A 6316-nucleotide genomic window follows, 5' to 3' on the forward strand; every position below is an offset into this window, starting at 1 on the left:
GGAAAAATGAATGGAAAACCCCCGCACCCTTGGTGCGGGGGTTTTCTTTTGCGCGGCGGTCAGGTCAGTTGTTGGTGCGTTGATTTTTTACCTGCCATTTTGCGCCCGGATCGGCGATAGAGGATAAGAAGATGCAGGCGGGGCGGGAATGACGCAGAGAATGAAAATGGTGGGGCTGGTGCGCTTTTCGGTGCTGACACCAACCTATTATTCTGAACGCTTTGCCACGCTGGACGAGACAGCCGCCCATCTTTTCGCGCCCGAGCGGATGGCGCTGCGTTTCAGCATTTTCGAAAGCCTCTGCCTGCCGTCGTTGCTGCGCCAAAGCGATGGTGATTTTGATCTGGTGGTGCTGACTGCTGCCGCCATGCCCGAGATCTATCTGAACCGGTTAAGTGCGTTGCTGGAACCACATGACAATATACACCTGCGCCTGGTCGGAACCCGCAACCATTATCGCTTGCTGCGTCAGGGCTATGACTCGGTGCCGCAGAATGATGCCAGCCATCGCATCCTGTTCCGGCTGGATGATGATGATGCGGTGGATCTGGATTTTGTCTGCCGAACCCGTGCATTGGCCACCGGCCTGCTGCCACTGCAACCGCCTGAAACGGGTTTTGTGATCGCCCATAATCGGGGGTTTTACCTGCGTGCCACGCCCCAGGGCCCGCAGATTTTTGACGCTATTGAACAGGCGCCGCTGTCCGCAGGGACTGCACTGGTGGCGCCAAAGGGCAGCAGCACCAATCCCTATAGGTACAATCACCGTAAACTGGCCCGGCACCATAACCTGTATTCGGACATGCAGGTGCCGGCCTATATTCGGACCATTCATGGCGACAACAAATCGGAACCTGCCCAGACCGGGATCACCCACCGGATGGAGCAGGCAGAGATGGACGCCAGCCTGCAGCGCCATTTCGGCCTCTGCCTTGCAGATCTGGAGGCGATTTAGATGCTATCCTCAAATCAAAGGGGCGCCTTCTTGATGATGGGCGCCATGGCGGGCTTTACCGTCAATGATGCCCTGGTCAAATCGGTGGGCAGTGGGCTCCCCCTGTCGCAGATCCTGGTTTTGCGCGGCCTTATGGCCAGCGCGCTGATCTTTGCCCTGGCCCGATACTATGACAGTCTACGCCTGCGCCTCAGTCGTCGGGACTGGGGGCTGGTCGCCCTGCGGTGCCTGTCAGAGGCGGGAGCGACCTTCCTGTTTTTGACCGCGCTGATGCTGATGCCACTGGCCAATATCACCGCAGTGTTGCAGATGCTGCCGCTGACCGTGACCCTTGGCGCAGCGCTCCTGTTTCAGGAAACGGTCGGCTGGCGCCGGATGCTGGCGATTCTGGCTGGGTTCTGCGGCATGTTGCTGATTGTGCGGCCCGGACCGGAGGGCTTTGATGCGGCTTCGATCTATGCCTTGGGGGCGGTGGCCTGCGTTACCCTGCGGGACCTGTCGACCCGGCGGATGTCGGCGAATGTCCCCTCGTTGACGGTGACCCTGATGGCCTCGCTCTCGGTGCTGACCTTTGGCTGTGTCTATAGTTTCTGGCAGGATTGGATGCCAGTTGCACCGGTGCAGCTGGGCATGCTGGCAGCGGCGGCCTGTTTTATTCTGCTTGGCTACCTGTGCTCGGTGATGACCATGCGGGTGGGCGATGTCGCCGTGGTCTCGCCGTTTCGCTATACTGGGTTGCTCTGGGCCTTGATTCTGGGCTGGCTGGTGTTTGGCGATTGGCCTGCTCCGCTGACGCTGCTGGGGGCGGCGCTGGTGGTGGGGGCAGGGCTGTTCACCCTGTACCGCGAACATCGGCTTGCGCGCCGACAGGCCACCCAAGGGCGCCGCGGCTAGGGCTGATTGCCGTTGCCAAAAACCGCCCGCACCTGCGATTGGCGCAGGGCAAAGCGGATCTCGAACTCGGCCTCAAGCGCCGCATCAATCGGTGTTACCGGGATCGGCTTTACCTTCTTCTGGCGAGAGTCGTTATAGCCGTTATGGCTGCGAACGAACATCGGCTCATCGCTGATGGTGACGGTTGGCATGAAGCGCAGGATCTTGTGATGGGCATAGTTCATGATGGTCAGCGGGCAGTTGCCCTTCACATACATGCCAAGCGCGGCGACATAATAGGGGCGATGAATTTCGGTGGCGGCGATGCCTTTTGCGCCAAGTTCGGCGATATAACCGCGGTTGAAATCAACCGCCAGTGTCCGGTGTTTGGCCACCAGGCCGGGGCAGTCGGTGATGGTTTCGCGCAGCCGTTCGACAAAATCGACGGAGATGGCATCATCGTCATCATGGCGAAACTGCAGGCAGGGGGCCTTGGGGTCGCGCCGCGCCGCGTTGAGGATTTCTTTCATCACCTCGCGTTGTTTGCGTGGGGGTTCCACATGAATGGTGATCTGGGAAATATCGGCGCAAAGATCGCGCAGCCGGTCGGCATGGCGGGTCGGAAGGCTGTCGCCAATCACCACGATCAGTTCGAAATCCTGATCGGTCTGTTCTCGCAAACAGGGCAGGGCGATGGTCTCCAACAGTTGAAAGCGCTCTTCCAGTCGCGCCTCGGCGTAGAGAAAGGCAATGCGATCTTCGATACTGTCGTGTTCAACCTGAAAGCCCCCAATGGCGGGATAGGAAAAACGACAAAGGCCAATAACCTGCATGGTGACGTCCTGAAAATTCAGTAATAGAAATCGGGTGGGATAAGTCTGTCGCCACGTTAGCCATGTCGGCCCCGCTGGCGCAAGCATTGGTCTTGGGTTGAAAACAATTTGCGGGCCAGGGCGCAGGTCGGGTGAAATGCGCCAGCTTCGGCCCTCAATTGCTAGCTATGGGTAAAACGGCAAAGACCAGCCGCGCGCGGGCGGGGGCAGAGTTGACAAGCGCTGCGACTCCCCATATACGCGCGCTTATCCGGCAATTTGGGGGTCGCCCCTAAAGCCGATATCAATACTGTTGTAGACCAAGGTCCGGGAACTTTTATCACCCGAACCCTCTGTTAAACCGCCGCGTCGCTTACCTCGGAATGGAAGCGATTGCGGTTTTTACGCTTGCGGACGCGCCTGCGTATGAAGACCTAGCCGTATGCTTTTTTAGCGTACATGACCAAAGTTGCGAAACGGGGAACAAACCGGAATGCCAACGATCCAACAGCTGATCCGCAAACCGCGGCAGCCAAAAGTAAAGCGCTCCAAGTCCATGCACCTGGAGCAGTGCCCACAGAAACGCGGCGTGTGCACACGTGTTTATACCACCACACCTAAGAAGCCGAACTCCGCGATGCGGAAAGTTGCGAAGGTTCGCCTGACCAACGGTTTCGAAGTGATCTCCTATATCCCAGGGGAAAGCCACAACCTTCAGGAACACTCCGTGGTTCTGATCCGCGGCGGTCGTGTAAAAGACCTTCCGGGTGTCCGTTACCACATCCTGCGTGGTGTGTTGGATACCCAAGGCGTCAAAGACCGTAAACAACGTCGTTCGAAGTACGGCGCGAAGCGTCCTAAATAAGAAGGAGAGGCTGATATGTCACGTCGTCACGCCGCTGAAAAACGCGAAGTACTGCCAGACGCCAAGTTTGGTGACCGTGTTCTGACCAAGTTCATGAACAATCTGATGATCGACGGTAAGAAGTCGGTTGCAGAGAAAATTGTCTACAACGCTTTTGATCGCGTTGAAGTCAAAATCAAGCGCGCCCCCGTGGAAGTGTTCCACGAAGCGCTGGAAAACATCAAACCGTCGGTGGAAGTTCGCTCCCGCCGTGTGGGTGGTGCAACCTACCAGGTTCCCGTCGAAGTTCGCCCCGAGCGTCGTGAAGCATTGGCCATCCGTTGGCTGATCACTGCAGCCCGCAAGCGCAATGAAAACACCATGGAAGAGCGCCTCGCAGGCGAGCTGATGGATGCTGTTCAGTCGCGCGGTACTGCTGTTAAAAAGCGCGAAGACACTCACAAAATGGCCGAAGCCAACAAAGCCTTCAGCCATTATCGTTGGTAATTTCCAAAGGACATTAGACCAATGGCACGCGACTATACACTCGAACATTACCGCAACTTCGGTATCATGGCGCATATCGATGCAGGTAAAACCACCTGTTCCGAGCGCATCCTGTTTTATACTGGCAAATCCCACAACATTGGTGAGGTGCACGACGGTGCGGCCACCATGGACTGGATGGAGCAGGAGCAGGAACGCGGCATCACCATCACTTCGGCGGCGACCACCACATTCTGGGAACGCACCGAAGATGGCTCAACCGCGGACTCCCCCAAGCACCGTCTGAACATCATCGACACCCCCGGCCACGTTGACTTCACCATTGAAGTTGAGCGTTCGCTGGCGGTTCTTGATGGTGCTGTCTGTGTTCTGGACGCCAATGCCGGTGTTGAACCCCAGACCGAAACCGTGTGGCGTCAGGCTGACCGCTACAAGGTTCCGCGTATGGTTTTTGTCAACAAGATGGACAAAATCGGCGCTGATTTCTTCAACTGTGTTGCAATGGTCGAAGACCGCACCGGTGCACGTGCTGTGCCCGTTGCTTTCCCGATCGGTGCCGAAACAGAGCTGGAAGGTCAGGTTGACCTGGTCACCATGGAAGAATGGCTGTGGCAGGGTGAAGACCTTGGTGCATCCTGGATCAAAGCCCCTATCCGCGACAGCTTGAAAGAGCTGGCCGATGAATGGCGTGGCAAAATGATCGAAGCCGCCGTCGAAATGGACGACGACGCCATGGAAGCCTACCTGGAAGGCGAAGAGCCCGACGTTCCAACCCTGCGCAAACTGCTGCGCAAAGGGACACTGGAAATGGCCTTTGTGCCTGTTCTTGGTGGGTCTGCCTTCAAAAACAAAGGCGTTCAGCCGCTGCTCAACGCTGTGATCGACTATCTGCCCAGCCCGCTGGACGTTGTTGATTACATGGGCTTCAAACCCGGCGACGAAACAGAAACCCGTGATATCCCGCGTCGTGCGGATGATTCCATGGCGTTCTCTGGCCTGGCGTTCAAAATCATGAACGACCCCTTCGTTGGTTCCCTGACCTTCACCCGGATCTATTCCGGTGTGTTGAACAAGGGCGATACACTGCTGAACTCGACCAAAGGTCGTAAAGAGCGTGTTGGCCGGATGATGATGATGCACTCGAATGACCGTGAGGAAATCACGGAAGCATTCGCGGGCGACATCATCGCGCTGGCAGGTCTGAAAGACACCACCACTGGTGACACACTGTGTTCCGCCAGCGATCCGGTGGTTCTGGAAACCATGACCTTCCCCGATCCGGTGATCGAGATCGCGGTTGAGCCAAAGACCAAAGCGGACCAAGAGAAAATGTCTCAGGGTCTGGGTCGTTTGGCGGCTGAAGATCCATCCTTCCGCGTGGAGACCGACATCGAGTCCGGTCAGACCATCATGAAGGGCATGGGCGAACTGCACCTGGACATCCTGGTTGACCGTCTCAAGCGGGAATTCAAGGTTGAAGCCAACATTGGTGCGCCTCAGGTTGCCTACCGTGAGACCATCGGTCACGAAGTTGAACATACCTATACCCACAAGAAACAGTCTGGTGGTTCGGGTCAGTTCGGCGAAGTGAAGATGATCATCTCCCCCACCGAACCAGGCGAAGGTTATTCCTTCGAATCCCGTATCGTTGGTGGCTCGGTTCCAAAAGAATACATCCCAGGTGTCGAAAAAGGCATCAACTCGGTGATGGATTCTGGCCCGCTTGCAGGCTTCCCTGTGATCGACTTCAAGGTTGCTCTGATCGACGGTAAGTTCCACGATGTGGACTCCAGCGTTCTGGCCTTTGAAATCGCCGCACGGATGTGTATGCGTGAAGGCATGCGTCTTGCTGGCGCCAAGCTGCTTGAGCCAATCATGAAAGTGGAAGTGATCACGCCTGAAGAATACACTGGTGGTATCATTGGTGATCTGACCTCCCGTCGTGGTCAGGTGTCGGGCCAGGAACCCCGTGGCAATGCGATTGCGATCGAAGCAAACGTGCCGCTGGCGAACATGTTCGGCTACATCAACACCCTGCGTTCGATGAGCTCGGGCCGCGCCCAGTTCACCATGCAGTTCTCGCACTACGATCCCGTGCCACAGAACATCTCGGACGAAATTCAGGCTAAATTCGCGTAAGCGAAAGATATTGGAAGGTTCGCCAATTGCGCGGGCCTTCCTCAATCTCAAAAGGAGGCCATCATGGCTAAGGAAAAGTTTGAACGTAATAAGCCGCACGTCAACATCGGCACCATCGGCCACGTTGACCACGGTAAAACCACTCTGACCGCAGCGATCACCAAATATTTTGGTGACTTCAAAGCC

Annotated in this window: 7 protein-coding genes; 6 read left to right on the forward strand and 1 reads right to left on the reverse strand. The window is 56.7% G+C overall.

Features of this window, described 5'->3' with window-relative positions:
- The first annotated feature begins 148 nt into the window (after positions 1 to 148).
- Both LRK71_RS06400 and LRK71_RS06405 read left to right on the forward strand, forming a co-directional pair.
- Complete coding sequence (locus tag LRK71_RS06400) at positions 149 to 955, forward strand: glycosyltransferase (protein ID WP_232401944.1); 807 nt, start codon at positions 149 to 151, stop codon at positions 953 to 955.
- Positions 956 to 1849, forward strand: coding sequence for a DMT family transporter (locus tag LRK71_RS06405; protein ID WP_269751644.1), 894 nt, complete (start codon positions 956 to 958; stop codon positions 1847 to 1849).
- Here LRK71_RS06405 and LRK71_RS06410 read toward each other — a convergent pair.
- Positions 1846 to 2661 (reverse strand): putative rhamnosyl transferase, encoded by an 816-nt coding sequence (locus tag LRK71_RS06410; protein WP_232401948.1) that lies wholly within the window; start codon positions 2659 to 2661, stop codon positions 1846 to 1848. The two genes, LRK71_RS06405 and LRK71_RS06410, sit on opposite strands and share 4 nt — an antisense overlap.
- Before the next feature lie 472 nt (positions 2662 to 3133).
- On the opposite strand from LRK71_RS06410, the gene rpsL reads away from it, so the two are divergent.
- The 4 genes from rpsL to LRK71_RS06430 form a co-directional block, all read left to right on the forward strand.
- Positions 3134 to 3505: a 30S ribosomal protein S12 gene (gene rpsL / locus LRK71_RS06415; RefSeq protein WP_005621086.1), complete on the forward strand. Its 372-nt coding sequence runs from the start codon at positions 3134 to 3136 to the stop codon at positions 3503 to 3505.
- 15 nt (positions 3506 to 3520) lie between these two features.
- Positions 3521 to 3991, forward strand: coding sequence for a 30S ribosomal protein S7 (gene rpsG, locus LRK71_RS06420; protein ID WP_232401950.1), 471 nt, complete (start codon positions 3521 to 3523; stop codon positions 3989 to 3991).
- Positions 3992 to 4012: 21 nt separating this feature from the next.
- Complete coding sequence (gene fusA / locus LRK71_RS06425) at positions 4013 to 6130, forward strand: elongation factor G (RefSeq protein WP_232401952.1); 2118 nt, start codon at positions 4013 to 4015, stop codon at positions 6128 to 6130.
- Between the two features lie 63 nt (positions 6131 to 6193).
- Positions 6194 to 6316 (forward strand): GTP-binding protein (locus LRK71_RS06430; RefSeq protein WP_232401989.1); only part of this gene is annotated, 123 nt, incomplete at its 3' end.

This window comes from Pseudophaeobacter flagellatus (assembly GCF_021228235.1).
Lineage (GTDB): Bacteria > Pseudomonadota > Alphaproteobacteria > Rhodobacterales > Rhodobacteraceae > Pseudophaeobacter > Pseudophaeobacter flagellatus.

Excerpts from the sequence above, each read along its gene's own strand:
- LRK71_RS06400 (WP_232401944.1), top strand. The coding sequence starts at position 149 with ATGACGCAGAGAATGAAAATGGTGGGGCTGGTGCGCTTTTCGGTGCTG.
- LRK71_RS06405 (WP_269751644.1), top strand. The coding sequence starts at position 956 with ATGCTATCCTCAAATCAAAGGGGCGCCTTCTTGATGATGGGCGCCATG.
- LRK71_RS06410 (WP_232401948.1), bottom strand. The coding sequence starts at position 2,661 with ATGCAGGTTATTGGCCTTTGTCGTTTTTCCTATCCCGCCATTGGGGGC.
- rpsL (WP_005621086.1), top strand. The coding sequence starts at position 3,134 with ATGCCAACGATCCAACAGCTGATCCGCAAACCGCGGCAGCCAAAAGTA.
- rpsG (WP_232401950.1), top strand. The coding sequence starts at position 3,521 with ATGTCACGTCGTCACGCCGCTGAAAAACGCGAAGTACTGCCAGACGCC.
- fusA (WP_232401952.1), top strand. The coding sequence starts at position 4,013 with ATGGCACGCGACTATACACTCGAACATTACCGCAACTTCGGTATCATG.